Annotated in this window: 21 protein-coding genes; 10 read left to right on the top strand and 11 right to left on the bottom strand. The window is 66.0% G+C overall.

Annotated features, from left to right (window positions below):
- Positions 1–51: 51 nt before the first annotated feature.
- On the bottom strand, positions 52–1,227 hold the full coding sequence (locus tag F7Q96_RS01575; protein ID WP_082371874.1) for an ABC transporter substrate-binding protein: 1,176 nt from the start codon (positions 1,225–1,227) through the stop codon (positions 52–54).
- Entirely contained in the window at positions 1,227–1,607 is a 381-nt protein-coding gene (locus F7Q96_RS01580; RefSeq protein ID WP_053824064.1) for a hypothetical protein, read from the bottom strand. The genes F7Q96_RS01575 and F7Q96_RS01580 overlap by 1 nt, the downstream gene beginning before the upstream one ends.
- Between F7Q96_RS01580 and F7Q96_RS01585 the strand changes: the two genes are divergently transcribed.
- The 3 genes from F7Q96_RS01585 to F7Q96_RS01595 are packed head-to-tail and all read left to right on the top strand — an operon-like array spanning position 1,597 to position 4,038.
- Positions 1,597–2,598, top strand: coding sequence for a polysaccharide deacetylase family protein (locus tag F7Q96_RS01585; protein WP_053824063.1), 1,002 nt, complete (start codon positions 1,597–1,599; stop codon positions 2,596–2,598). The two genes, F7Q96_RS01580 and F7Q96_RS01585, sit on opposite strands and share 11 nt — an antisense overlap.
- A 4-nt stretch (positions 2,599–2,602) precedes the next feature.
- On the top strand, positions 2,603–3,373 hold the full coding sequence (locus F7Q96_RS01590; RefSeq protein WP_053824062.1) for a GntR family transcriptional regulator: 771 nt from the start codon (positions 2,603–2,605) through the stop codon (positions 3,371–3,373).
- Positions 3,374–3,402: 29 nt separating this feature from the next.
- Complete coding sequence (locus F7Q96_RS01595) at positions 3,403–4,038, top strand: flavin reductase family protein (protein ID WP_151021938.1); 636 nt, start codon at positions 3,403–3,405, stop codon at positions 4,036–4,038.
- A gap of 6 nt (positions 4,039–4,044) precedes the next feature.
- On the opposite strand, the gene F7Q96_RS27480 is transcribed toward F7Q96_RS01595, so the two are convergent.
- Complete coding sequence (locus F7Q96_RS27480) at positions 4,045–4,596, bottom strand: TfoX/Sxy family protein (RefSeq protein WP_082371767.1); 552 nt, start codon at positions 4,594–4,596, stop codon at positions 4,045–4,047.
- Positions 4,597–4,869: 273 nt separating this feature from the next.
- On the opposite strand from F7Q96_RS27480, the gene F7Q96_RS01605 reads away from it, so the two are divergent.
- The 4 genes from F7Q96_RS01605 (at position 4,870) to F7Q96_RS01620 (ending at position 10,492) form a co-directional block, all read left to right on the top strand.
- A complete protein-coding gene (locus F7Q96_RS01605) occupies positions 4,870–5,709 on the top strand; it encodes a hypothetical protein (RefSeq protein ID WP_082371766.1) in 840 nt (279 codons plus the stop codon).
- On the top strand, positions 5,710–8,022 hold the full coding sequence (locus tag F7Q96_RS01610; RefSeq protein WP_082371765.1) for a UvrD-helicase domain-containing protein: 2,313 nt from the start codon (positions 5,710–5,712) through the stop codon (positions 8,020–8,022). It abuts the gene before it with no gap.
- Positions 8,023–8,270: 248 nt separating this feature from the next.
- Complete coding sequence (locus tag F7Q96_RS01615) at positions 8,271–9,887, top strand: acyl-CoA synthetase (protein ID WP_053824061.1); 1,617 nt, start codon at positions 8,271–8,273, stop codon at positions 9,885–9,887.
- Positions 9,884–10,492: an SAM-dependent methyltransferase gene (locus F7Q96_RS01620; protein ID WP_053824060.1), complete on the top strand. Its 609-nt coding sequence runs from the start codon at positions 9,884–9,886 to the stop codon at positions 10,490–10,492. The genes F7Q96_RS01615 and F7Q96_RS01620 overlap by 4 nt, the downstream gene beginning before the upstream one ends.
- Here the strand turns inward: F7Q96_RS01620 and F7Q96_RS01625 are convergent.
- Positions 10,474–11,481 (bottom strand): LysR family transcriptional regulator, encoded by a 1,008-nt coding sequence (locus F7Q96_RS01625; protein ID WP_226994948.1) that lies wholly within the window; start codon positions 11,479–11,481, stop codon positions 10,474–10,476. The two genes, F7Q96_RS01620 and F7Q96_RS01625, sit on opposite strands and share 19 nt — an antisense overlap.
- Before the next feature lie 132 nt (positions 11,482–11,613).
- Here F7Q96_RS01625 and F7Q96_RS01630 point away from each other — a divergent pair, with 132 nt between their 5' ends.
- On the top strand, positions 11,614–12,579 hold the full coding sequence (locus tag F7Q96_RS01630; RefSeq protein ID WP_053824649.1) for a DMT family transporter: 966 nt from the start codon (positions 11,614–11,616) through the stop codon (positions 12,577–12,579).
- A 25-nt stretch (positions 12,580–12,604) separates the two neighbouring features.
- Here the strand turns inward: F7Q96_RS01630 and F7Q96_RS01635 are convergent, their stop codons facing one another.
- From F7Q96_RS01635 to F7Q96_RS01665, 7 genes are all read right to left on the bottom strand, one after another.
- Entirely contained in the window at positions 12,605–14,176 is a 1,572-nt protein-coding gene (locus F7Q96_RS01635) for an MFS transporter (protein ID WP_053824059.1), read from the bottom strand.
- A complete protein-coding gene (locus F7Q96_RS01640; protein WP_053824058.1) occupies positions 14,173–15,360 on the bottom strand; it encodes an HlyD family secretion protein in 1,188 nt (395 codons plus the stop codon). Before F7Q96_RS01640 ends, F7Q96_RS01635 begins: the two co-directional genes overlap by 4 nt.
- Positions 15,361–15,376: 16 nt before the next feature.
- The gene (locus F7Q96_RS01645; RefSeq protein ID WP_053824057.1) at positions 15,377–15,616 is read right to left on the bottom strand and encodes a hypothetical protein; all 240 of its coding nucleotides are present in this window, start codon (positions 15,614–15,616) and stop codon (positions 15,377–15,379) included.
- Positions 15,617–15,766: 150 nt separating this feature from the next.
- Positions 15,767–16,711, bottom strand: coding sequence for a LysR family transcriptional regulator (locus F7Q96_RS01650; protein ID WP_053824056.1), 945 nt, complete (start codon positions 16,709–16,711; stop codon positions 15,767–15,769).
- A gap of 23 nt (positions 16,712–16,734) precedes the next feature.
- A complete protein-coding gene (locus tag F7Q96_RS01655) occupies positions 16,735–17,385 on the bottom strand; it encodes an FMN-binding negative transcriptional regulator (protein WP_053824055.1) in 651 nt (216 codons plus the stop codon).
- Between the two features lie 157 nt (positions 17,386–17,542).
- Complete coding sequence (gene pdxR, locus F7Q96_RS01660; protein ID WP_151021940.1) at positions 17,543–19,117, bottom strand: MocR-like pyridoxine biosynthesis transcription factor PdxR; 1,575 nt, start codon at positions 19,115–19,117, stop codon at positions 17,543–17,545.
- A gap of 46 nt (positions 19,118–19,163) precedes the next feature.
- Positions 19,164–20,138, bottom strand: a complete 975-nt coding sequence (locus tag F7Q96_RS01665; RefSeq protein WP_053824054.1) for a LysR family transcriptional regulator — start codon at positions 20,136–20,138, stop codon at positions 19,164–19,166.
- Between the two features lie 222 nt (positions 20,139–20,360).
- Here F7Q96_RS01665 and F7Q96_RS01670 point away from each other — a divergent pair, with 222 nt between their 5' ends.
- Both F7Q96_RS01670 and F7Q96_RS01675 read left to right on the top strand, forming a co-directional pair.
- Positions 20,361–22,103: an IlvD/Edd family dehydratase gene (locus F7Q96_RS01670; RefSeq protein WP_053824053.1), complete on the top strand. Its 1,743-nt coding sequence runs from the start codon at positions 20,361–20,363 to the stop codon at positions 22,101–22,103.
- Between the two features lie 47 nt (positions 22,104–22,150).
- Positions 22,151–23,737 (top strand): aldehyde dehydrogenase (NADP(+)), encoded by a 1,587-nt coding sequence (locus tag F7Q96_RS01675; protein ID WP_053824052.1) that lies wholly within the window; start codon positions 22,151–22,153, stop codon positions 23,735–23,737.
- Positions 23,738–23,828 lie beyond the last annotated feature (91 nt).

Below are 23,828 nucleotides of genomic sequence, written 5' to 3' on the forward strand. Positions count from 1 at the left end.
TCCTCGAGCGGACGTCGTCGGCGGCCTGGTCCGGCCGCTTCATTCGGTGGCTTACTTCGACGCGACCTGTTTGTCGGCGACCGGCACGATGCGGTTGTCGATGAACTGGGCCCAGACGTAGTCGTTCTCGGTCAGCGCGTCATGCACCTGCGGCGAGAAGGGCTTCAGATAGGTCTTGATCAGGCCTTCGTAGCGATCGATCTGGTAGAAGCCCTGGCGTATCGCGTCGCCCTTGGTCGAGCCGGCGCGCTGGATGGCCAGCGCGGCCAGATGCGTGGCGTCGTAGGCGTTGGCGACGCCCACCGCGGGCGTAATGTCGTCCGGCCCCTTGATGTCGCTGTATTTCGCCTTCAGCGCGTTGACGACGCGCGTGCCGACCGGCGACGGCGCGCCGAAGAAGCTGTAGGTCTGCACGAAGTGAACGTTGCGGGCGTTCGGGCCGGCCAGCTCGGTGAAGCGTCCGCCGGCCGGGCCCCAGTGCGAGACCACCGGCACCTTCCACCCCATGCGGTCCAGCGACTTGACGACCTGGGCCGAAGGGCCGACGTTGCCGACCATCAGCAGCACGTCGGCGCCCGCGGCCTTCAGGCGTCCGAGCTGCGGCACCACGTCGACATCGTTGGCCTCGAATTTCTCGATGCCGGCCGGCTTCATGCCCTTGGCGGTCAGCGCGGCAACGATGCCCTTTTCGTTGGACTCGCCCCACGGGTTGTTGACCAGGATCAGCCCGGGCTTGCTGGCGCCGAAGGTCTTCTGCGCGTACTGCAGCATCGCCTTGTCGACCAGCTCGTCGACCGCGGACACGCGGAACACGAAATTGGGGTTGGCACCGTTGCGCGTGATCGGCGTGCCGGCGGCCCACGGCCCCATGAACGGCACCTTCTCCTGGTTGGCGATCGGCACGATGGCCATCGATACCGGTGTATCCAGGCCGCCGAACAGCACCGCGACTTTCTCCTTGTAGATCAGTTCGCGCGCGGCGAGCACGCCCTTGGCGGGATTGCTTTCGTCGTCGCGCCGGACAAGCTCGAGCTTGCGGCCGTTCAGCACGCCGCCCTTCGCATTGATCTCGTCGATCGCAATCGTCATGCCGCGCGTCAGCGCTTCGCCGGCGCGTGCCGACTGTCCCGTCATCGCCGTGATCAGGCCGATCTTGACGGTGTCGGCCGCCAGCGCCGGCACGGCGGGCAGCGCGCACGCGGCGGTGGATGCGGCGACGGCGAGCATCAGCGCGCGGCGACGCGGTTGGGGACGGTGGCGGGACATGGCAGTTCTCCGGATCGGTGCAAGGGGATGGAATTGGCGTCGTCGAAGCGACGGCCGCCGATGCGATCGCAAGAGGCATGCCACGCGTCGACACGCGAGCGCGATGCCTTGAAGGGAAAGGACCCGCGGATCGCAGACGATCTGGCCCGCATCTTGCGAACGATTTCGATATCGAGATGATCGCGATCGAAGCCGGTGCGTGCCGCACGAATGCGGTGCGGCCCGCAGCGAAGCGGGGCCAGGGCGGTGCACCGCGCGCCGCCATTGCCGCGCGGGACGTTCGATGTCGCGCGGATGCCGCGATCGCCAAACCAGGAAAGACACAGGTCGATGACCCACAATCCGGATTCGCTGCCGCCGTTCGGCCCGCTGCGCTCGCATGGGCGCTTTCCCTATCGCCCCATTACCGATGTCGACGACTTCGCCTGGCCGGGTGGCGCGCGGCTTGCCGTCTATCTCGGCTTCAACATCGAACACTTCGCCTTCGGTGAGGGCCTGGGCGCCAATATCGGACCCGCGTCGCCGCAGCCCGATGTGCTGAACTACAGCTGGCGCGAATACGGCAACCGTGTCGGCGTCTGGCGCTGCCTGGAGCTGTTCGACCGGCTGCGCATGCCGACCGGCGTGCTGCTCAATACCGCGCTGTACGACCATTGTCCCGAGGTGCCGGACGCCTTCCTCGCGCGCGGCGACGAACTGATCGGGCATGGGCATACGAACGCGGTGCGCCAGAGCGATCTGGACGAGGCGGGCGAGCGCGCGCTGCTGCGCCATTGCCGCGACCGCATCGCCGCCCATGCGGGCGAGCCGCCAAAAGGCTGGCTGTCGCCGTGGATCTCGGAGAGCGCGCTGACTCCCGACTTGCTCAGCGAGACCGGTTACCGCTATACGCTGAACTGGTGCCACGACGATCGCCCGGTGCGGATGGCTACACGCGGCGGGCCGCTATGGTCGATTCCCTATCCGCAGGAGCTGAACGACATCCCGATGATCGTCGGGCGGCAGATGGACGGCGCTGCCTTCGCCGACATGATCGTCGACCACTTCGACGAGATGCTGGCGCAGGCCAACCACGCCACGCATCCGCAGCCGCTGGTGATGGGGGTCGCGCTGCATCCCTATCTGGTCGGGCAGCCGCACCGGCTGCGCCATCTGCGCCGGGCGCTCGCGCATATCGCGCGGCACCGCGACGATGGCGAGATCTGGATGACGACACCGGGCGCGATCTGCGAGGCGATGGAGGCTGCGGCCGGCGAGGCAGACGCCGTTGCGCCAACGTCGATGCCGGCGTCGACGCCAACGGTGACGACCGCCGTGGCGGCCGGAGGGTGACATCATGACGGCTCGTTCGTTGAACAAGGCCGGCACCAGGTCCACCGCGAGCAGCGCGAGGACCGCGAGGGCGGTCCACCCGACAGGGCCGGCGGCCGCGGAGCACGCGAGCGCGGAAGCCGATACGCGCATCTACCAGGCGATCTTCGACGGCGTGCTGAACCATCGGCTGACGCCCGGCACCAAGCTGCCCGAGCCGGAGCTGTGCCAGCTGTTCGGCGTGGGCCGGGCGGTGGTGCGGCGCGTGCTGGAGAAGCTGGCGCATGACGGCATCGTGGCGCTGCGGCCCAACAAGGGCGCGGTGATCGCGGAACCGACGCCGGAAGAGACCGGCCAGATCTTCGAGGCGCGCCGCGCGCTCGAACGCGTGCTGGTCGAGATGGCGGTGGCGCGCGCCACCGCGTCGGACTTGCGCGATCTGCGCCGGCAGCTGGCCGACGAGCACGACGCCATGCATCGCTTCGACCAGCCCTCGTGGGCGCGGCTGGCAAGCGGCTTTCATCTGCGCATCGCGGCGCTGGCGCGCAATGCGGTGCTGCAGCGCTATCTGACCGAACTGGTGTCGCGCTGCTCGCTGATCGTCGGCCTGTACGAGCCGCCCGGCCATGCACCATGCGAGCACGAGGAGCACGCGGCGATCGTCGACTGCATCGAGCAGCGCGATGCGGCCGGCGCGATCGCCAGGATGGATGCGCATCTGCGCGAGCTGGAGCAGCGCATCGAGACCTCGCGGATGCAGGGCGAGAAGAGCCTGGCCCAGATGCTCGGCCTATGACACACCACCAACGAGGCAGTTGCGCCACCATGGAAATCGATTTCGACGCCATTACCGAATACCAGCGCTACAAGCTGATGGCCAGCCTGATCGTGCCCAGACCGATCGCGCTGGTCACCACGCTGGGGGCGGACGGCACGGCGAACGCCGCGCCGTTCTCGATGTTCAACATGCTCGGCGAGGAGCCGCCGATCGTGATGATCAGCATCAACCGGCTGGGTGACGGCGCGCTGAAGGACACCGCCGCGAATATCGTGCGCACCGGCGAGTTCGTCGTGCATCTGTGCGACGAGCCGATGACGGAACGGATGCACCGCTGCGGCGAGCGGCTGCCGCCCGATGTCAGCGAGCTCGCGCACGTCGGCCTGACCGCCGCGCCCAGCACGCGGATCGCGCCGCCGCGGATCGCCGAGGCGCCCGTGGCGTTCGAATGCCGGCTGTGGGAGACGCTGGAGACCGATAGCCGCCAGATCTTCATCGGCCGCGTGCTGCGCCTGCATGCGCGGGACGGGCTGATCGATACCGAACGCTGGCGCGTGCGGCTGCAGGACTATTTCCCGGTCGGCCGCTTTGGCGCGAGCTTCTATGTGACGACGCGCGAGCGCTTCTCGCTGGAGCAGGAAGCGGGCAAGCCTGCCGCGTCGACCGCGATCGACGAGATTTGACGGGCGCTATCCCTGCGCCTTTCCCCGCGCCTTCCGCCGCGGCTCGGGTTGGACGGCATCCTTGTTCGCCGCCACCTTCTTCGCCGTTCCCCTCTTCGCCGGCATCTTCGTCGGTGCCACGGCGCTCGGTGCCGCCTGCTCAGGCACCGCCTCCTTCGGTGCCGCCTTCCTCGCTGCCGGCTTGCGCCTGGCCGGTGCCGCGTTCGCCAGCCGCAGCGTGGCCTCCACCGCCGCGCGCGCCCACGGTTCCATCTCGCCCGCCGACTCCAGGCACTGCGCCGGCAGGCTCAGGTAGTGGCGTATCACCACCTCCTTGTCGCGGCTGCGATAGCTGAAGGGCTCGCACCCTTGCGCCTCGAATCGCGGCAGCGTCAGCGCATCGGCCTTCAGGTAGCAGCGGCCGTCGCTGACCAGGCCGAACATCAACCCGTCGTAATACAAGCCATGCCCGCCGAACATGCGCTTGGCCGCGATCGGCCCGATGCGGGCGGCCAGCGGCGCCATCAGTTCGAGCAGATGGTCGACGAAGGGATCCGGACGGCCGGCCATCGAAAGCATAGAGTTTTGTGGGCAGGTTTGTTTCACTAACAAATGTCCGCCTTAAAAGTGCGAGGTGCAGGTAGCTTAGTTCTGCAACACCGCGATGACAGCGCATGGTCGTAAAGCACCAATCATAAATTGCGCTATGACGCAAGAGTTCATTTGAGTCTCCGGTTTTGCAGTGCGGCAAATTGGACTTGTGTTAGAGCACCCGCGTAGAATCATCATCGTAAGGTCACTCTTAGAGCGTGCCTTCGGGGTCGGGTTGGATACTAAAATAGGCGAAATAAAATGTTCGATTTGCCGCTCAATAATGAATTTACCCAAGGAACGGTATTTTCATGTGCCTATGCCGAGAATTACTGCGCACCGGGCATACTTGGTCTGGTAATCACTGCGAGATGCGATGCGGCGCAGAATAAAGTCCCGGTATTTAGCTATGTCCCGGTAATTCCCCTCCATCGCTGGATGCTCTATGACGGTGCGCTGCTTGTATTGGAGCGCATTGAGGCGGATCTTATAAATACAATCGGAAATTATTTGAGGGATTTTTCCATATCCGAATCCATTCTTCGGGTCCATGATCTGGCTAATATCTATAGCGCCCATATCGAAAAGTTCGAGGCAGATCGTTCGCGAAAGAATAGATGTGAAAAGCTCAAATTAATAATCGGTGACGTCCAGGAGTGTCGAAATATAAAAGCTTGCCTGCACGACAGCGTTCGCTTAAATAATTTTATCCATCGATTTGATGATAAGGTCACCTCCCTTATAAGGGAGCTTACGGAAAACAAATTGGCCGGGTATTATCTACTTCGGGATTTGGATCCGCTACGTGAAGCCGATGGAAGCGATTTTGTTGCGCTTCTTCGTGAGGTGCATCATATACCAGCCGCTATCGCGAAGTTGATATCGAAGGGTGCGCATAAGGAGGTATTTGTTCGAGAGGATTTGTCATGTCCAGTGTTTCGAGGTGATGATGAGATTGCTATCCCTGTGTGTCGACTGAAGTCGCCTTGGATTGAGCATTTAATGCAACGCTTTACATTCCTTTTTGCCCGAATTGGGGTAAGGTCCAATGACTATAGGGATGTGAAGAAATCCCTTTCAAGAATCCGCGTCGAGGCATAAATGAAATATCTTTACGTAGATCAATTCGCCGCGACGGAGCTGATTTCCGAGCGAACACTTCAGTCTGCTGAGTTTGGGCGTGGCGCCTTGTTTGTCGATTTCTTGCGATCGAAGGTGATGAAAATCTTCTTCAATCACAAGATAATGGGTTTTAGACAAGGAGAAGGCTGCTTTATCGTCAGCCGAGAGGGTCAAAAAAGCAACTTTATTGTCTTCGATTATGAGGAGGCGCCATTGCTTCTTTCTCGAGATGATAATGGCGTTTTGCTTGTCTTGCAAAAGACTTTGCGATTTTCGATTAAGATCTGGGAAAACCTTAAACCAAGCTCGCACGAAAAGATCTTGAGTAATAATAAGGCTGTTGTGTTTCCTTACCCCATAGGAATGCAGACAGAGCTTCGCGCGGTTATAGACCGAAATCCAGATGAAAAGCGGCGCTCCAAGCGCGAAGATGGTTCCGCGCTACTTGTATATAAGTTTGCTGATGCGGAAGGCGACGGTGTTGCAGAGGTCGCTAGGCTCACAAACTTCAGAAAGGCAAGTGAAGGCCGAGATGCGGCATATCAAACTGCAAATGAAGAGTTAAGCGCGTTTCAGCATGCTAGCCAGCCCGGGAGTAAGGCGCTTGCCGTAACTGAGTTGGAGCACGCTGGTTTACGTAGCCCCGCACAGCAGACTGGTCTAAGTGGCTGGTTACCGTATCTCACTAGTAAACAACGGGATTTTGTGGAGCGAACATTGGACGTTCCGCATCGCATTGAGGGGCCCGCAGGTACTGGCAAAACACTATGTCTTGTTTTGAAGTGCCTCAACACTCTCGAATCTGCTGCGAATGAAAAGCGGGAACACCGCGCTTTATTCATTGCACATAGTGAAGCCACAAAGCGATCCATTGAAAATCTGTTCGCAATGAACGATTCGGTGGCCTTCACCGCGGACGATATGGATTTTTTTGGAAAGCCGCAAGCTTTGAAGATCGCGACGCTTCAGGAGCTATGCGCGGGACTATTACATCAGGATATATCGGAAGCGGAGTTGGTGGACCGGGATGCATATGAGTCCAAGCAAATTCAGACTTTATATGCGCGTGAAGCGGTGGGTCATGTTCTAGAAAAAGAGTTTCTTTCGCATGAGCCATTTCTTTCCTCCGGGTTTAAAGAGTTTCTACTGCGTACAGACGGATGGTTGCTTGCGGATATGTTGCAGCACGAGATCAGTGTGCAGATTAAAGGGCGAGCTGATCAGGATTTATCAAAATATCAGAAGCTACAGAGATTAAAGGTCGGTTTGCCGGTTGAAAATGATGGGGATCGGGCATTTGTTTTTATTATGTACGAGCAGTATCAGAAGGAGCTTATTGCCGCGGGTCAGTTTGATACAGACGATGTTGTGCTCAGCGCTATCTCCCAGATCAGCACCCCAATTTGGAAGCGCAGGCGGATCAGGGAGGGATATGATAGTATTTTTATCGATGAAACACATCTGTTTAATTTGAATGAATTGTCTGTTTTTCATCGATTAACTCGGAACGAAAATACGCAACCGATTGCTTACTCAGTTGATCGTTCCCAAGCATTGGGCGATCGTGGTTGGACCGATGAATCATTTGAGTTGGCTTTTGATCCAGACTCGATGGTGGGCGAGATCGCTCCCACGCAGATTAAATCGATTTTTCGGTGTTCCCCGGATATTGTCAATTTGGCATTTTCGGTAACTTCTTCTGGTGCCACCTTATTTACTAATTTTCATAATCCTCTTACGGCCGCGGTGAGTGCGTTCACTCAGGAGGAGGAGAGAAAATGTGAAAAACCGGTGCTGCTGCAGTTTTCTTCCGATGAGGCAATGTATGTCGGTGCCTTCGCTCGCGCGGAGATAATTGCAAAGGAAATTACCGCAGCAAAAGCGGATGTTGTGATAATAGGATTTGGTGACGATGTTTTTGGGGAGTTGCAAAAAAGGGCGAAGGAATATAACAAGCCCGTCGAGTTGGTGAAGAGTCGGGGTGACGTCGAGGCGGTGAATAGAGCTCGTGTGGCCGGGCGCTATGTGCTGACAGCTCCCGAATTTGTAGGCGGGCTGGAATTCGGGGCGGCAGTTTTAGTTGGTATTGATAACGGGCGTGTTCCTCCGCGGGGCACCTCGTCTTACGAAGATAGTCAAAATTTTTTGAGCTATGCTTCACATCAGAGAGTTTACGTTGCACTTACCCGCGCACGATTCAGAGTGGAAATATTGGGCACAAAAGCACGTGGTATTAGTCCTCTTTTGACGAGCGCGATTGCATCCGAGTTGCTTGACGTACGCGAAGGATAGGGTGATTCCCGTCGTCAAAGTCGAATGCGTACGGCCATCAAACATGGGAGTGCGGATACAGCATATCGCGTCCCGTGAAGACGACTCCCATCACACGATTAGAGGAGTGCACTCGCATTCGAAGCTGTTCGAGGACTTGGGGACCCGCTGAGGTTAATGGGTAGACCAAGCGCTCTCTTTTGGCATTGGGCAAGACCTAACGCGGCACGTGTAAGCGGCAGTCTGTTAAAGGCATAGGAGACAGCAGCATGACGCTAGACCAGCAGGCGGCGATCCGCCGCGCGCATCAGCATGGTGTGGGAGACATCCTGCGGCGCTCGGCGCAGCGTACGCCCGACAAGACCGCCATCGTCTGCGGCGACGTGCAGTGGAGCTACCGCGATTTCGACCAGATCTGCGACCGCCTGGTCGCCGCGCTGTCGCAGCAGGGCATCGCCGCCGGCGACCGCGTCGCCATCCTGTCGCGCAACTCGCACGCCTTTGCGGCGATGCGCTTCGCGCTGGCCCGCATGGGCGCGGTGCTGGTACCGATCAATTTCATGCTCAATGCCGGCGAGGTCGCCTATATCCTGCGCAGCTCCGGCGCGCGCACGCTGCTGGTGGGCGCGGGCTTCGAGACGCTGGCGGTCGACGCGATTGCCGCGGCCGAGCAAGGTACGGCGGACGGCCAACTTGCCGGCGTGCAGATCGGCCTGCAGATCTGGCTGCCGTCCGAGGACCAGGCCGACGGCGCGCCCGAGGGCATGCTGCGGTTCGACGATCTGCTGATGGCGAGCGCGCCGGCGCCCGACATCGCGCCGGTCGATCCGCGCTCACTGCTGCAGATCATCTACACCAGCGGCACCGAGTCGCTGCCCAAGGGCGCGATGCTGAGCCACGAGGCGGTGCTGTGGGAGTACGTGACCTGCATTGTCGAGGGCAATATGCAGGCCGACGACGTGGTGCTGCACGCGCTGCCGCTGTATCACTGCGCGCAGCTCGACGTGTTCCTCGGGCCGGCCGTCTACCTGGGCGCCACCAATATCATCACCGGCCAGCCGCGGCCCGACGTGATCCTGCCCTTGATCGCGCGCCATCGCGTCAATGCCTTCTTCGCGCCGCCGTCGATCTGGATCGCGTTGCTGCGCTCGCCGCTGTTCGACGGTGCCGACCTCGGTTCGCTGGCCAAGGGCTACTACGGGGCGTCGATCATGCCGGTCGAGGTGCTGAAGGAAATGCAGCGCCGCATGCCGGCCGTGCGGCTGTGGAACTTCTACGGCCAGACCGAGATTGCGCCGCTGGCGACCGTGCTGCGTCCCGACGACCAGCTGCGCAAGGCCGGCTCGGCCGGCAAGCCGGCACTCAATGTCGAGACCCGCATCGTCGACGACGAAATGCGCGATGTCGCGCCGGGCGAGATCGGCGAGATCGTCCATCGCTCGCCGCAGTTGCTGGACGGCTACTACAACGATCCCGAACGCACCGCGGAGGCGTTCCGTGGCGGCTGGTTCCACAGCGGCGACCTGGCGGTGCGCGATGACGAGGGCTATATCACCATCGTCGACCGCAAGAAGGACATGATCAAGAGCGGCGGCGAGAACGTAGCCAGCCGCGAGGTCGAGGAAATGATCTTCCGCATCCCCGAGGTGTCCGAGGTCGCGGTGATCGGCCTGCCCGATCCCTACTGGGTCGAGGCGGTGACCGCGGTGATCGTGCTCAAGGAAGGGCGGTCGCTGTCGGAGCAGCAGGTGATCGACTTCTGCAAGGCGGGCATGGCGCATTTCAAGGTGCCCAAGCGCGTGATCTTCGCCGAGGCGCTGCCGAAGAACCCGAGCGGCAAGCTGCTCAAGCGCGAACTGCGGCGCCGCTACGAGGCGCAGGCATGAGCGCCGGCGAGCCGACCCCGGACGCCTACTTCGACGCCGTCTACGCCAACGGCGACGATCCCTGGCACTACCGCACGCGCTGGTTCGAGGCGCGCAAGCGCGCGCTGCTGCTGGCGATGCTCGATCGGCCGCGCTATCGCTCGGCCTTCGAGCCCGGCTGCGCCAACGGTGAAATGACGGCCGTGCTGGCGCCGCGCTGCGAGGCGCTGCTGGCGGCCGACCGGCACGCCCGCGCGGTCCAGGCTGCGGCCGCGCGCGCCGGCCACGTGCCGAACGTGCGCGTGGAGACGATCAAGGTGCCGTCGGAATGGCCGCCGCAGCGTTTCGATCTGGTCGTGCTCAGCGAGTTCTGCTACTACCTGGCGCCGGACCAGGTCGCGCTGCTGGCGCGCCGGGTACGCGAGTCGATGGAGCCCGACGGGCTGCTGCTGGCCTGCCATTGGCGGCATCCGTTCGACGAGCAGGCGTGTCCCGCGGACGAGGTGCATCGGATCCTCCAGCAGGAGACCGGGTATGCGCGCACGGCCAGCTATCGCGAGGTCGACTTCATGATCGACGCGTGGGCCGCCGATGGGCTGAGGCCGACTCAGCGCGAGGCCGCCTGATTGGCCGGCTTGCGGCGGGGCGCGGCCGCGGCGCGAGGCCGGCCTTGCTCATGCTGGCCCCACTGCGTGTCCGCCTGCGTGCTCAGGCGCATCGCGAGGTAGTCGATCAGCACGCGGACCTTCGGCGGCAGCACGCGCTTGGGCGGATACAGCAGCCACACCGCGCCCTGGTAGGCCCGCGCGCGGAAGTCCCAGTCCGGCAGTACCTGCACCAGCTTGCCCGAATGCAGCGCCGCGTGCGCGGCGAAGTCGGGCAGGGCCGCGATGCCGAGATGGCCTAGCGCGCCTTCGAGCCGCGCGCCGACGTGATTGGCGATATAGCGCCCGCGCACCGCGACCGTCTGCGTCTCGACGCCGCGGCGAAAGCGCCAGCGATTGTCGTCGGCAACCTCGCCAAGGAACAGGCAGTCGTGCTCGGCTAGCTCCCGGGGCTGCGCCGGCACGCCGCGCTTGGCCAGATAGCGCGGCGACGCGCACAACACCCAGCGCACCGTACCGAGGCGGCGGCCAGCCAGCCCCGGCGGCGGATCGTCGGTCAGCCGGATCACCAGATCGACCTCGTCGGCCAGCGGATCGACGCTCTGGTCGGAAAAGCGCAGATGCACGTCGATCTGCTCGTACTGGCGCAGGAACGCCGGAATCAGCGGATGGAGGACGGTCTTCGCATAGGCCACCGGCGCGCTCAGCGTGACGCGGCCCTGTGGACTTCCGCCCAGTTGGCCGGCTGCATCGACGGCGCCGGCCGCGGCGCCCACCATGTCGCGGCAGAACCGCGCCACCTGTTCGCCGGCTTCGGTCACACGCACCTTGCGCGTCGAACGTTCGAGCAGACGCGTGGCCAGCGCCTCCTCGAGCCGCTTGATCTGCCGGCTGACGGTGGACGGCGTGCTGCCGAGCTGGCGGGCCGCCAGCGAGAAGTTGCCGGTTTCGACGACGCGGGCGAAGACCGCGAGGTCCGGCAGCAGGGCGATCAGCGTGTTCTGGTGCATCTGGCGGGCGTGGAGATTGATGAATCGGCGACATCAAAGATTTGCGGATGAGACAGATTATCGCCGTCGATGCAATACCCGACAATGCGCGAAACGATCTCCTTGTCCGCGCATCCGCCGAGTCCCGAAGCCATGACCGCCCCACAAGCCCGCCTGCTGATGTTGTCCGACCTGATGCTGCTCGGGGTCGCCGTGGTTTGGGGCACCAGCTACGGTGTCGCCAAGCAGGCGCTGCAGTACTACCCGGTGCTGGGTCTGCTGGCGCTGCGCTTCGGGCTGACCTTCGTGCTGCTGTCGCCGGCGCTGGCGTCCCTGCGGAGCATACCGGCGGCGTCGGTGGCGCGCGTCGCCGGGGCCGGCGTGCTGTTGCTCGGCATCTTCCTGTGCGAGACCTTCGGCCTGTTGCTGACCCGGGCCGCCAATGCGGCGTTTCTGATCAGCCTGTGCGTGGTGCTGACGCCGCTGATCGAATGGCTGCTGCTGTCGCGCCGGCCGGCGCGCCTGGAATGGGTCGCGGTGTTGCTGTCGCTGTGCGGTGCCTGGATATTGGCCGCCGGCGGGGCATGGCCGCTGTCCTTTCATCCCGGCGATGCGCTGATCCTGCTGGCCGCGCTGCTGCGGGCCATCTATGTCTGCGCGATGAAGCACAGCATGGGCCGGCAGCCGCCGCCCGCGCTCGCGGTTACCGCGCTGCAGGCCGGCGTCGTGACGATCGGCAGCGTGGCAGTCGCATGGGCCGCTGGCGCCAATGGCGCACCCACCTGGCCACTGCCGCCGCTGCCGTCGTTACCCGGCTTCGGCGCGCAGGGCGCCTTCTGGTTCTGCCTCGTTTATCTGGTCGGCGCCTGCACGCTGTTCGCCTTCTTCGCGCAGAACTACGCGATCAAGCGCAGCAGCCCGACCCGTGTCGCGTTGCTGATGGGCAGCGAGCCTGCGTTCGGCGCGCTGTTCGCGTGGCTGTGGCTGGGCGAGCGGGTCGCGCCGTCCGGCTGGATCGGCGGCGGCCTGATCGTGCTGGCCTCGCTGCTGGCCACCGTGCGATGGCACCGTGCGATCGCGCCGGCGCACGAGGTGCCGAGGGCGGTGGAGCCGACGTAGCGGCGAGGCCGGATCGCCATCCCCGTCAATGCGCGGCGGTACCGCCGGCGCGGCGGGCGAGCACCGCCTTGATCGCCAGCAGCACGGGAATCGCCACGACGAACAGCAGCGCCAGCGACAGGAAGCCCGCATTGAAGGCTAGCGCGCCTGCCTGCCGTTCCAGCAGCGGTTCCAGCGTGGCGGCCATCGCCACGGTCGGGTCGGCGTGCGACAGCGCCTGCTGCAACGGCGATTCCATCGATGCCGCGGCGAGCGGGGCGTCCACGCCGACCGGCAGCGTCTGCACCAGCGCGCTGCGCGCGGCGCCATGGCGATGATGCAGATACGTCTGCAGGAAGGCGATGCCGATCAGCCCGCCGAACTGCCGGCCGAAGTTGAACAGCGCGGCGCCCTGGCAGGCGAATTGCACCGGCAGTCCCCCCAGCGTGACCAGCGTCAGCGACAGGAACATCAGCCCGAGGCCGAAGCCGCGGATCAGCAATGGCGGCGTCATGTCCGGCAGGCCGCTGTACGCGGTCGTGTACGACAGCATGCCCATCGCCAGCATGAACAGCACGATGCCCAGCGGGATCAGCTTGAACGGCGCCACGCGCGTGTACTGCGCCAGCGCGCCGCCCGCCAGCAGCCCCAGCGACGCGGTGGCGGCGCTCGATGTCAGCAGATCGCCCGCATGGGTCGGGCTGAGCCGCAGCACGTTCAGTGCAAAGGCGGGCAGCAGGAAGGCGCTGCCGAACAGCGCGAAGCCGGCCACGAAGCTGACGCAGAAGCCGAACGCGAAATGCGGATCGCGGAACAGCTGCGCCTGCAGCCAGCGCCCGCCATCGCGCCGGTGTTGGCGCCATGCCGTCAGCGACAGCGCCGCCCCGGCCAGCAGTGCTGCCTGCACGATCGGCGGCGAGTGCAGCCAGTCGTGGCGATTGCCTTCCTGCAGCACGAATACGGTGGCGATCGAGGTGACGGTCAGCAGCGCGATACCGACCGGATCGAGCGCGCGCGGTAGCGCCGCGCTGCCCACGTCGCCCCGCTGGTCAGCGGGCTCGCGACCGAGGACCAGCCAGGCCAGCCCGATGCCCGACAGCCCGAATGGCACGCCGGCCAGAAACACCAGGCGCCAGGAGCCATGATCGGTGACCCATCCCTGCGCCAGCGGTGCCAGCGTGGTCGGCGCCATCACGGTCGCCAGCGCGAACACCGCCTGGCTCAGTGGCGTCCAGCGCGGCGGCGCATCGCGAAACAGCAGCGCCTGCGCGGTGGCGAGCATCAGCGCGGCGCTCGCCCCCTGCACGAAGCGGCACGCGCCAAGCATCGCCAGATCGAGCGGCAGCGATGCGGCCGCGGTCGATGCCACCAGCAGTACCCCGGACCACCGCAGCACGGCTGCCTCGCCGAAGCGGCGCGCGACCGCGGCCGCGATCACGAACCCTGCCAGCTTCGCCGCGAAGTAGAGGATGTTGATCCACGCCGCCTCGTCCAGCGTTGCATGCAAGCCGCCGGCGAAATGGGCGCGATTGACCATCATCAGCGTGCCATTGATGGCGTCGGTCAGGGCGAGCAGTGTCACCGCCCCCAGCAGCGTGGCAAAGCGCGGGTCCATCATCTGGCCTGCGTCAGACCCTGCGTCAGACCCTGCGTCAGTCCCTGCGTAGGTCCCTGCGCGAGTCCCCGCGGAAGTTGTCGGGCGACCTGCCGTGCGGCCGGAGTGGCCGACGCCGCCGCGCCCGGCCGCGTATCGATCGACACCACCGCGGACAGTCCGGGTACCAGCTTCCCGTGCAGCGGGCCGCCGCGCGTCGGCATGATCTTGACCGGCACATGCTGCACGATCTTCGTGAAGTTGCCGGTGGCGTTGTCCGGCGGCAGCAGCGCGAACTGCGCGCCGCTGCCCGGCGAGACGCTGACGACGGTGCCGTCGATCGGCACGCCGGGATAGCCATCGAGCTCGATCCGTACCGGGCTGCCGACGCGGATGCGGTGCAGCTCGGTCTCCTTCAGGTTCGCGACGACCCACGATGTCTCGACCGGTACCAGCGCCAGCGCTTGCGTGCCGGGTTGCACGTAGCGGCCGACGCGAATCTGCCGATTGCCGACCACGCCGTCGACCGGCGCACGCACCACGGTATTGCCCAGGTCGATGCGCGCCAGCTCCAGCCGTGCCATCGCGGCCGCCTCGGCGGCCCGGGCCTCGTCGACCTGCGCGGCGATCACGTCCAGCCGGCGGCGCTCGGCATCGAGCTGGGCTAGCGCGCCTTGCTCGGCGGCCGCCGCCTGTTCGGCCTCGGCGCGCGCCAGCTCATAGGTCTGGCGGCTGCTGGCATGGACTTCCAGCAGCGAGGCGTGGCGCCGGTGATCGAGCGCCGCGCGGTGCGTGGCCGACTGCCGGATGCGCAGCGTCGCCTGTGCCTGCCGGATCTGCGCCTGCTGCAGCCGATGCTGGCGCTCGAGCGTCGCCAGCGCGGCGCGGCGCGCCTGCACATCGGCCTCGGCCTGGCCCACGCGAGCCTGATAGTCGGCGTCGTCGATGCGGAACAGCACGTCGCCCGCGCGTACCCGCTGGTTGTCGTCGACGGCGACGGCACGCACATAACCGGCCACGCGCGGCGCCACCGCGGTGACGTCGGCGCGCACATAGGCGTTGTCGCTGGTGACCGTGTGCTGGCGGTGCTGCCACCAGCGATAGCCGCCGTAGCCTGCCAGCAGCGCGCCGGCGATCGTCAGCGAGACCAGCAGCGCTCGCCGCGATGGCCCCCGCGACGAAGCGGGACTCCTTGCCTGGGTCGCCATGGGTTCGCTCCGCTGCCTAGCGATCGACGAAGGAATCGTTCAGGCGTACGCCGGACCGTGGCACCGGCCTGTCGTCGAGCATCGGATGCCGATGATTGATATCGCCCAGGCTCATGCCGATGGGCGCCGGCGTGGAGGAAGGGCGGACGTCGCCGCCGCCATCGCTGTCGACATCGCCTTGCCTGGTAGCGCAGCCGGACAGTGCGGCCGCCGCGATCGCCAGCGCGATCGAACTGGGGTAGAACCGGAAAGTCATCGTTGGCCCGGCATCGTTGCATGCCGCCTCGTGGTGGAAGTGGCACGACTATAGGCAGGGCCTTCACGCAGCGGAAATCGAACGATTCGATGGCCCCCATGCGGCGTTTCGATGGGGACCGCGCCCGCTGCGGCGGGCGCGTGAGAGGCATCAGCCTTGGCCTTGTCCAAGCATCGCGGCGAACGCGTCGGCGAGGTGCCGGCGGACGTAACGATGCACCGGATCGCCGTCGGCGCCGCTGTGCCAGTGCAGACGGATCGCGACCGTCTCTTCGGTGCCTTGCACCGGCACGCAGACCAGCGCGCCTTGCGCCAGGATCAACGGCGCGACCAGCGCGGGCAGCACGGCAACCACCGGTGCGGTCTGCAGCAGACGGCTCAGCGTCAGCAGGCTCTCGACTTCGGTCGGCATCGCGCCGTTGTGCTTGACCTGCCCGAGAAAGGCGTTGCCGCCCGAGCCAAGTTCGATTGCATGGGACAGGCCGATCGCCTGCAACGTCCGCAATTCTTCGGCGCCGATGCTCGCCGGCAGCGGCAGTTGCGCCGGCGCGTGGGCGCAGACCAGATGACATCGATGCAGGTCGGCGCTGCGGTGCCAGTCCTTCGTCGCCAGCGGCACGCCGGTGACCGCCAGATCGATCTCGCGCGCGTCGAGGGCGTCCGGCATGCGCGCGGCCGGCATCGCGCGTGACGCCAGCTGGATCGACGGCGCTTCGCGGGCCAGCGCGGCGCACAGCACCGGCAGCAGCATCGCCTCCAATGGCGCCGGCAGCGCAATGCACAGGCGCGCCTGTGTCGACGACGGATCGAACTCGCCGGCGGGCCGCACCAGCCCGTAGGCCTCGTTCAGCAGCGCGCGGACCGGTTCGACCAGCGCCAGCGCCTTGGCGGTCGGTTCCATGCCCTTGGCGCCGCGCACGAACAGCGGGTCGTCGAACAGCCGCCGCAGCCGCGCCAGCATATGGCTGACCGCGGGCTGGCCGAGAAACAGCTGCCGCGCCGCGCCGCTGACGGAACGTTGGCTCGCCAGCGCGTCGAAGGCCACCAGCAGGTTCAGGTCGAGCGTGCGGAACTTGCGGTAGTCGAGGGGTTCCATGCCGTTCTCCGTCGCCGCCGCCGCTATCGGCCGTCGTCGTCGCGGCGCTCGGCGATGGCATCGAGCATCGCCTGGCCCAGCGTGGCGTCGCCTTGCTGCTTCAGCGCCTCGGCGGCGCCGAGCTTGTCCCGCAGCTCGCGGTTCTGGCTCAGCTTGAACTTGCCGATCAGCCGGGTGATGTCGATCTCGATGCCGACGATGGCCTTGAGCATGGTATCGATATAGTCGGCGGGAGCATCCGTCATCTTCCACGGCGCCGGCTGCGAAGCCTCGTGCGCTCGTGTCAGCCGGGCCACGACGCCTCGGACGTACCGCTCCTCATCGCGGATCGTGATCCTGCCGTGCGCATGAACGACCCGGTAGTTCCAGGTCGGCACCTGCTTGTGCGATTCGTGCTTGCTCGGGTACCAGGTTGGCGTGATGTACCCATCCTCGGCGCGGAACACGACCATCACCTCGTCGCCGTTCCCTGCGTGCTGCCATACCGGATTGGCCCGGGCGACATGGGCGCGCAACGTGCCGTTGGTCCCCGCGGAAAGGTCCAGTTCGAACGGAAGATGGTTGGCGTCCAGGCCATTGGTGCCATGGGTGACCAGCATCCCGAACGGGTGCTCGCGGATCAGCCGATGCAGTGCCTCGACGTCCTGTACTTCGAAATGGGATGGGATGTACATGGCCTCGAATTCCGATGGGGTTGACCGTTGCGCCGCGCGAACGTCGGCGACGGCTCGATCATCGGTCCGACGGCGGCCGGCAGGAAGAGCCAATTTGATGGAATTCGAATGGACCAGTATTCCGGGGCGATCCCATCCCAATGCCGGTGTCCGCTCTTCAGCCGGCGCGCGATGCGGCGCGGCTTCGGGCCGCCGACGTCAATACCTTCGCCAGCGTCTTCACCGCCGCGTCGATCTGGTCGTCGCTATAGCCGCCGAGTCCCAGCACCAGGCCCGGCCGCGCGTTGGTGGCCGAGTACATCGGCGACACGGGCCTGACCGATACGCCGGCCTCGATCGCCAGCGACGCGATCCGTTGATCGTCGGTCCCTTCGGCGAGCCACAGCACCAGGTGCATGCCCTGGTCCCCGGGCTGCAGCCACGCCAACTCGTCCGGTATCCAGCGTGCGATGGCGGCGATCAGGTGCTGGCGCCGGTCGGCATAGACCAGCCGCACGCGGCGGATATGCCGATCCAGGTGTCCTTCGTCGATGAAGGCGGCCACCACATGCTGGTCGGCGCTGGGAGAGTGCCGGTCGATCAGCACGCGGGCGCCGCAGAATGCCGGCACCAGCGGCGGCGGAACGATGGCATAGCCAAGCCGCAGCGAAGGGAACAGGATCTTGCTGAAGGTCCCCAGATAGACGACGAGCTCGGGCGCGAGTCCCTGCAACGAGGGAAAAGGATGGCCGACGTAGCGCAACTCGCTGTCATAGTCGTCCTCGACGATCCACGCGCCGGTGGCCCGCGCCCACGCCAGCAGCGCGTTTCTTCGGGCCATGCTCAACGGCATGCCGAGCGGATACTGATGCGACGGCGTGACGAACGCCGCGCGTGCGTGCTCGGCCATCGCGCGTCCTGCCTCGACGTCGATACCAGCCTCGTCGACCGGTACGCGCACCATGCCGCGCTGGTGCCCGGTGCTCTCCAGAATGCCGGTGATGCCGCGGTAGGCCGGGTCCTCGACCCACGCCAGATCATCGGCATCGAGCAGTACCTGACACGACAGGTAGAGACCTTGCTGCGTGCCGGTGGTGACGATCACCTGTTCCGGCGTGCAATGCACCGAGCGCGAGCGGCGCACGTAATCCGCGATCGCCGACCGGAGCGCTGGCACGCCTTGCGGATCGTCGTAACCGGACGGCGCGGCTGCACGCAATGCCCGCGTGCGATTGCCCAGGCGGCGCCAGACGTCGTCCGGCGCGGTGGGGCCAAGCGGGACCGAGACCGCGAACGGCACCGGGGGCAGCGGAGAGAATTGCCGCCCAAGTTCGGCAAACGCCGTGGCCCGCGTGCTGAACTGCCTGGGCGCGGCGGGTTCGTGGACATCGCGGGCCGGTGTGCGGGTCGTCGGGCGATGATGCGGGCGATCGTTCGGCCCGTCATTGCGCCCATCATTGCGCCCGTCATCAGGCCCATCGGCCAACGCCGTCGCGACCCGGGTGCCCGCGCCGGCCTGCGCTTCGAGATAGCCCTCGGCGATCAGCTGCTCGAACGCCTCCAGCACGGTCCCGCGCGAGACGCCCAGCGAGCTTGCCAGATGGCGCGTCGAGGGCAGCAGCTCGCCCGGTTTCAGTTCCCCCCGCCGGATCGCTTCGCGCAACAGCCTCGACAGCTGCCTGGCAAGCTGTCCCGCGGAGCGGTCCAGCTCGCCGATCGACGGCAATTCCATTGCGTGACGGTGTCGTGCCATGAGGTCGGTCTTCGATGCGTGCGGGGCCTTCGAAAGCGGCAGGGGCTCAGCGCCGGTCGCTGGCGCCGCGGCCAAGGTCGCCCGGATAGACGGCGCGGCCGGCCTCGCGTAACGCCTCGACCATCAGCGTCGCGGCCGGCGACAGCAGCCGGTCGGTGCGCGTGATGATGCCGAAGTCGTCCATATGGCAGGGCACGTCCAGCGGCAGGATCGCGACCATGCCGTGCCGCGCATAGTACTCGGCAACATCGGCGGCCAGTACCGCCAGCATGTCGCTCTGCTCGATCATCTGCGTGACGAACAGCAGCGCCGCGGTTTCGACCACATTGGTCGGGGGCATCAGGCTGGCGCGCTGGAACATCAGGTCGAAGCGATGGCGCAGCACGCTGCCGGCCGGCGGCACGATCCAGGTGGCCGTTTCCAGATCGGCCAGCGACAGCGCCGGGGCGTCCAGCAGCCGATGGCCGCGGCGGGCCACCACGCAGACAGGCTCGCCGGCCAGCGGCTCGTAGCGCAGCTGCAGCTTGTCATGCTCGGCGAACAGCCGGGCCACCACCAGATCGAGCTTGTCCTGCGCCAGGCGCTCCAGCAGCACGTTGCTGTTCTCGATCTCCAGCGAGACGCGCAGCCCGGGATTGTCGCGCTTGAGCTCGGCCACCGCGGGCGGCAGCAGCTTGACCGCGGGCGAGGTGATCGCGCCGACCGCGACATGGCCGAGGCGGCCGGCGCGCAGCCCCATCACTTCCTGCTGGGCTTGGTCCAGGCTGCCGACCACGGCGCGCGCATGGCGGATCATCGCGTCGCCATACAGCGTGGGCCGCATGCCGCGCGGCAGCCTCTCGAACAGCGGCACGCCCAGCATTTCCTCGAGTTCGCGCAGCAGCTTCGATGCCGCCGGCTGCGTCATGTTCAGGACCGCCGCGGCGCGATGAATATTGCCCTCCTCGGCCAAGGCGACCAGCAACAGCAACTGCCGGGTTTTCAGGCGGGCGCGGATATACCAGGGCGGGGAAGTCGGCATCGGGTTAACACGGATATCTGATTCGATATCGCAATGGCGTGAATTTTCATTAGAAGGATATCCGATCGGTTTGTACACTGCCGCCTGTCGAAAACAAAACCGATCGCCCCCGAGGCGCGACGCAGCCAGGAGACACCCTCAGCTGCCCCAATCCCGATGACGTCCCCGCCGCGCGGCCGATGCCGCGGGCCGGCGTTCGTCCCGCCGCACTCAGGAATTTCCATGCCGGATTCAAAACCCAAGCTCCGCTCCGCCCAATGGTTCGGCACCGCCGACAAGAACGGCTTCATGTACCGCAGCTGGATGAAAAACCAGGGCATTCCCAATCATGAATTCGATGGCCGGCCGATCATCGGCATTTGCAATACCTGGTCGGAATTGACGCCATGCAATGCGCATTTCCGCAAGCTGGCCGAGCACGTCAAGCGCGGCGTCTATGAAGCCGGCGGCTTTCCGGTCGAATTCCCGGTGTTCTCCAATGGCGAATCGAATCTGCGGCCGACCGCGATGCTGACGCGCAATCTGGCGGCGATGGATGTCGAGGAAGCGATTCGAGGCAATCCGGTCGACGCCGTCGTGCTGCTGGCCGGCTGCGACAAGACCACGCCGGCGCTGCTGATGGGCGCGGCCAGCTGCGACGTGCCGGCGCTCGTCGTCAGCGGCGGCCCGATGCTCAACGGCAAGCTCGATGGCAAGGACATCGGCTCTGGCACCGCGGTCTGGCAGCTGCACGAATCGCTGAAGGCCGGCGAGATCGACCTGCACCATTTCCTGTCGGCCGAAGCCGGCATGTCGCGCTCGGCCGGCACCTGCAACACGATGGGCACCGCGTCGACGATGGCCTGCATGGCGGAGGCGCTCGGCACCACGCTGCCGCACAACGCGGCGATTCCGGCGGTCGACGCGCGGCGCTACGTGTTGGCCCACATGTCCGGTATCCGCATCGTCGAGATGGCAAAGGAAGGGCTGTGCCTGTCGAAGATCCTGACGCGCGAGGCCTTCGAGAATGCGATCCGCACCAATGCGGCGATCGGCGGTTCGACCAATGCGGTGATCCATCTGAAGGCGATCGCCGGCCGCATCGGCGTGCCGCTCGAACTCGAGGACTGGACCCGTATCGGCCGCGATACGCCGACCATCGTCGACCTGATGCCGTCGGGACGCTTCCTGATGGAGGAGTTCTACTACGCCGGCGGCCTGCCTGCGGTGCTGCGCCGGCTCGGCGAGGGCGGCCTGCTGCCGCATCCCGGCGCGCTGACCGTCAATGGCCGGACGCTGTGGGAGAACGTCAAGGACGCGCCGAACTTCAACGACGAGGTGATTCGCCCGCTCGATCGGCCGCTGATTGCGGATGGCAGCATCCGCGTGCTGCGCGGCAACCTGGCGCCGCGCGGCGCGGTGCTCAAACCGTCGGCCGCGACGCCTTCGCTGCTGAAGCACCGCGGCCGCGCGGTCGTGTTCGAAAACCTGGAGCACTACAAGGCCCGCATCGTCGACGAATCGCTCGAGGTCGACGCGGACTCGGTGCTGGTGATGAAGAACTGCGGGCCCAAGGGCTACCCCGGCATGGCCGAGGTCGGCAACATGGGCCTGCCGCCGAAACTGCTGCGGCAGGGCATCAAGGACATGGTGCGGATCTCCGATGCGCGCATGAGCGGCACGGCCTACGGCACCGTGGTGCTGCACGTCGCGCCGGAGGCCGCCGCGGGCGGCCCGCTGGCGGCGGTGCGCGACGGCGACTGGATCGAGCTGGACTGCGAGGCCGGCACGCTGCATCTGGACATCTCGACCGAGGAGCTGGCCGACCGCATGGAGATGTTCCGGCCGCCGAAGCCAGAGAGCCGCGCGGGCGAGGGGGGCTATCAACGCCTCTATGTCGACCACGTGTTGCAGGCCGACCAGGGTTGCGATCTCGATTTCCTGGTGGGCTGCCGCGGCGCCGAGGTGCCGCGCCACTCGCATTGAGCACGGATGGCACGGCAACCGATGAACGGCAACCAGGAGCACACGCAATGCCATTGACCGGCAATCTGCTGATCGGCGCCGCCGCGCTTCGCGGCAGCGGCGAGGCCTTCCACGCGGTCCATGCGGTCAGCGGCGAAACCATCGCGGACCCCGTTTTCCACGGCGCCTCGCGCGCCGAGGTCGACCAGGCCTGCGCGCTGGCCGCCGAGGCCTTCGACGCCTACCGGGCGCTGCCCGATGCAGCGCGCGCCGCCTTTCTCGACGATATCGCCGCGCGCATCGAGGCGATCGGCGATGCGCTGATCCTGCGCGCGATGGACGAGACCGGCCTGCCGCGCGCCCGGCTCGAAGGCGAGCGCGCCCGCACCACCGGCCAGTTGCGGATGTTCGCGGCGCTGGTACGCAGCGGCGACGCCTGGGACGCGCGCATCGAACCGGCGCTGCCGCAGCGCCAGCCGCCGCGCACCGATCTGCGCCTGCGCCGTATCGGCATCGGGCCCGTGGCGGTGTTCGGCGCCAGCAATTTCCCGCTGGCATTCTCTGTCGCCGGCGGCGATACCGCATCGGCGCTGGCGGCAGGCTGCCCGGTGGTCGTCAAGGCCCATCCCGCGCACCCCGGCACTTCGGAACTGGTCGGCCGTGCGGTGCAGCAGGCGGTGGCCGCGGCGGGGCTGCCCGACGGCGTGTTCTCGCTGCTGTTCGATGCCGGCCACGCGGTCGGCGGGGCATTGGTCGCGCATCCGGCCATCCAGGCGGTCGGCTTCACCGGCTCGCGGCGCGGCGGCCTCGCGCTGATGGCGATCGCCGCGGCACGGCCCGCACCGATTCCCGTGTATGCCGAGATGAGCAGTGTCAATCCGAATATCCTGCTGCCTGCCGCACTGGCACGGCGCGGCGAAGCGCTGGCGCGCGACTTCGTCGCCTCGGTGACGCTGGGCTGCGGCCAGTTCTGCACCAATCCGGGCCTCGTTCTGGCGGTCGGCGGCGAAGCGTTCGAGCGCTTCGTCGCGGCCGCGGCCGGCGCGATCGCCGCGGTGCCCGCCGGCGTGATGCTGACCGCCGGCATCGCGCGCGCCTATGCCGACGGCGTCGAACGGCTGATTTCGCATCCGGCGGTCGCCACGGTCGCGCAAGGTGCCCGGGTCCCGGGCCGCGCCACCGCGACCCTGTTCCGCGTGCGGGCCGCCGATCTGCTGGCCGACGCACGCCTGGCCGAGGAGTGCTTCGGCCCGTGCAGCGTGCTGGTCGAATGCGCGGATGCCGGGCAGCTGCGCGAGGTGCTGCAGCAGGGCGAGGGGCAGCTGACCGCGACGCTGCATCTGGACGATGACGACCACGACGCCGCCCGCGCGCTGCTGCCGGTGCTGGAGCGCAAGGCCGGCCGCATCCTGGCCAATGGCTTTCCGACCGGCGTCGAGGTGTGCGACGCGATCGTCCATGGCGGACCGTTCCCTGCGACATCGGACGGGCGCAGCACCTCGGTCGGCACCGCGGCGATCGAACGCTTCCTGCGTCCGGTCTGCTACCAGAACCTGCCCGATGCGCTGCTGCCCGACGCGTTGCGCGACGGCAATCCGCTCGGGCTGCGGCGCCGTGTCGGCGGCAAGCCGGAAGGGTCGCCCGCGCCAGCCTGAGGCTCGCGCATCGACGCCCATCCCATTTCCAAGAACAAGGTGAGGAGACCCATATGAACAGCCATTCCACGGCCGGGCTGGAGCAGCCCGT

Source organism: Cupriavidus gilardii, assembly GCF_008801915.1.
GTDB classification, from domain to species: Bacteria; Pseudomonadota; Gammaproteobacteria; order Burkholderiales; family Burkholderiaceae; genus Cupriavidus; species Cupriavidus gilardii.

Coding starts and splice junctions, on each gene's coding strand:
- F7Q96_RS01615 (WP_053824061.1), top strand. CDS start 8,271: ATGACGCTAGACCAGCAGGCGGCGATCCGCCGCGCGCATCAGCATGGT.
- F7Q96_RS01670 (WP_053824053.1), top strand. CDS start 20,361: ATGCCGGATTCAAAACCCAAGCTCCGCTCCGCCCAATGGTTCGGCACC.
- pdxR (WP_151021940.1), bottom strand. CDS start 19,117: ATGGCACGACACCGTCACGCAATGGAATTGCCGTCGATCGGCGAGCTG.
- F7Q96_RS01595 (WP_151021938.1), top strand. CDS start 3,403: ATGGAAATCGATTTCGACGCCATTACCGAATACCAGCGCTACAAGCTG.
- F7Q96_RS01635 (WP_053824059.1), bottom strand. CDS start 14,176: ATGATGGACCCGCGCTTTGCCACGCTGCTGGGGGCGGTGACACTGCTC.
- F7Q96_RS01610 (WP_082371765.1), top strand. CDS start 5,710: ATGAAATATCTTTACGTAGATCAATTCGCCGCGACGGAGCTGATTTCC.
- F7Q96_RS01590 (WP_053824062.1), top strand. CDS start 2,603: ATGACGGCTCGTTCGTTGAACAAGGCCGGCACCAGGTCCACCGCGAGC.
- F7Q96_RS01575 (WP_082371874.1), bottom strand. CDS start 1,227: ATGCTCGCCGTCGCCGCATCCACCGCCGCGTGCGCGCTGCCCGCCGTG.
- F7Q96_RS01585 (WP_053824063.1), top strand. CDS start 1,597: ATGACCCACAATCCGGATTCGCTGCCGCCGTTCGGCCCGCTGCGCTCG.
- F7Q96_RS01640 (WP_053824058.1), bottom strand. CDS start 15,360: ATGGCGACCCAGGCAAGGAGTCCCGCTTCGTCGCGGGGGCCATCGCGG.
- F7Q96_RS01630 (WP_053824649.1), top strand. CDS start 11,614: ATGACCGCCCCACAAGCCCGCCTGCTGATGTTGTCCGACCTGATGCTG.
- F7Q96_RS01625 (WP_226994948.1), bottom strand. CDS start 11,481: ATGCACCAGAACACGCTGATCGCCCTGCTGCCGGACCTCGCGGTCTTC.
- F7Q96_RS01650 (WP_053824056.1), bottom strand. CDS start 16,711: ATGGAACCCCTCGACTACCGCAAGTTCCGCACGCTCGACCTGAACCTG.
- F7Q96_RS27480 (WP_082371767.1), bottom strand. CDS start 4,596: ATGCTTTCGATGGCCGGCCGTCCGGATCCCTTCGTCGACCATCTGCTC.
- F7Q96_RS01675 (WP_053824052.1), top strand. CDS start 22,151: ATGCCATTGACCGGCAATCTGCTGATCGGCGCCGCCGCGCTTCGCGGC.
- F7Q96_RS01655 (WP_053824055.1), bottom strand. CDS start 17,385: ATGTACATCCCATCCCATTTCGAAGTACAGGACGTCGAGGCACTGCAT.
- F7Q96_RS01665 (WP_053824054.1), bottom strand. CDS start 20,138: ATGCCGACTTCCCCGCCCTGGTATATCCGCGCCCGCCTGAAAACCCGG.
- F7Q96_RS01645 (WP_053824057.1), bottom strand. CDS start 15,616: ATGACTTTCCGGTTCTACCCCAGTTCGATCGCGCTGGCGATCGCGGCG.
- F7Q96_RS01620 (WP_053824060.1), top strand. CDS start 9,884: ATGAGCGCCGGCGAGCCGACCCCGGACGCCTACTTCGACGCCGTCTAC.
- F7Q96_RS01605 (WP_082371766.1), top strand. CDS start 4,870: ATGTTCGATTTGCCGCTCAATAATGAATTTACCCAAGGAACGGTATTT.